This window comes from Bartonella sp. TT119HLJHH, assembly GCF_042193385.1.
GTDB lineage: Bacteria > Pseudomonadota > Alphaproteobacteria > Rhizobiales > Rhizobiaceae > Bartonella.
Map to the genome: position 1 here is coordinate 1 of NZ_JBHILS010000069.1, position 1,903 is coordinate 1,903.

Sequence of the window (1,903 nt, forward strand, 5' to 3'; positions counted from 1 at the left end):
ATTTACACCTGTAAACAAGCCAAAGAAAACAACAATGGCACGAAAAATTCTCAAAAGAGAACTTTGGCGTAAAAATATCAATAACAATACAGATTGCCCCCGCTTTGCATTATTCATGAAGCACTCTTTAAAAGAACTTCATGAAACCTCTAACAAGTCCACTCAAAACAGCCACTGCCCTATGACGCTTTTAACAAAAGCACATGCCTCTGTTACCAAAGAAAAGTGACACCCAAAACTGCTTTATTTTAACTGCTGAAGATCTCTCCCCCACATCTATATAAAGAAACCTCTAAACAAAACTGTTTAGCCCGTCAATGGTTAATACATCAATATCCCCATAAATATAAAGGATAAATTTGCTCAACCATATCCCCTTGCATTCATAGAGTGAACCTTCAAAACCTATCTATAAAATGCGTGGTAAAATGCTTCAAAATACTTATTCTGATATCTTAAAGCACATATCAAATTTGTCTTTTTTCCATAAAACGAACAGCAAATTTCACTATTTTGCTGATTTTACCTCATGTCATGGGCTGTGGATAAGCAGCATTTAATAAAATTTCTTTTTAAGCAGGTTGTGGGTCTTTAGCACCCTTTTTTTATTTTATTATTGCTATTTGTTTTAAATAGATCTAGCAGATTCTATTTAAAGTTTTTTGACACCGATAGATCAACGCTTATATAGCGGTGGGGTTTTATTATAAATGCTTCAATCTCATAACAAATCACTGACATTACGCTCTCTGTTACAATCCTACCGTGATCATACAGAAAGTGCGCGCGATAGAGGAACTTCTTTTGAAAAGTTTGTAATTGCTTATTTGACGCAAGACCCTCTACAATGCCAAGAATATGAAAAGGTTCAAACCTATTATGAATGGGCGCAAGAGCATGGGGAAGATGGGCGTGATATCGGCATTGATCTGGTTGCTAAAATTCGTGATGAAGAAGGATATGCCGCTATTCAATGTAAGTTTTATAGTGCAAATCATCAGATCAAGAAGGAAGATATTGATAGCTTTATTGCTGCCTCGGGAAAAAAGATCTTCACACGCCGTATTCTGGTTGATAGCACCGAAGGTAATTGGAGTAACAATGCCGATCTCACCTGTGAAGGACAAGGAATCCGCATTCAACGGATTAATCTTTTTGATCTGGAAAACAGTCAAATAGATTGGGCAACCTTTGAAAGCAAAGGGGAAGCTACTCTTAAGAAAAAAGAACCGAAAAATCTTTTAGATCATCAACAAGAAGCGCTTAAAGCTGTTTGTGAAGGGTTACAAGAAGCAGACCGCGGCAAGCTGATTATGGCGTGTGGAACGGGAAAGACCTTTACCAGTCTGAAGATAGCAGAAGCTCTTGCTGGTCAAGGTAAACGTGTTTTATTTCTTGTCCCCTCTCTTTCTTTAATGTCACAAACAATAAGAGAATGGACAGCAGATACAGCAATACCCTTGCGTTCCTTTGCGGTGTGTTCTGATACACAAGTTGGCAAGCGTCGTAAAGCCCAAGATGATGCTGCCGAACTCGATGTCTCGGATCTCGCTCTACCAGCAACAACAGATTCTCAAAAGCTTGGAGAAAAAGCCAATAAGACTTCTCCTGATGCCATGACTGTGGTCTTTGCTACCTACCATTCGATCCAAGTGATTTCGGATGCGCAAAAGAAATATGCTTTACCGGAATTTGATCTGATCATTTGTGATGAAGCACACCGTACCACTGGAGCTGTGTTAGGAACAGACAAGAGTGAATCTGAGTTTATCAAGGTTCATAATAATAGCCTTATTCGGGGCAAGAAACGTCTGTATATGACAGCAACCCTTCAAAATCAGCATAATACTCATGACGATAATAATCATCTTCGCTACCAAACTCAGGATATGCATCATCACAG

General features: G+C 38.7%; 1 protein-coding gene. It reads left to right on the forward strand.

Going from position 1 to position 1,903, the window contains the following annotated elements:
• Positions 1–710: 710 nt before the first annotated feature.
• Positions 711–1,903 (forward strand): DEAD/DEAH box helicase family protein (locus tag ACFIJL_RS09200; protein WP_375624386.1); only part of this gene is annotated, 1,193 nt, incomplete at its 3' end.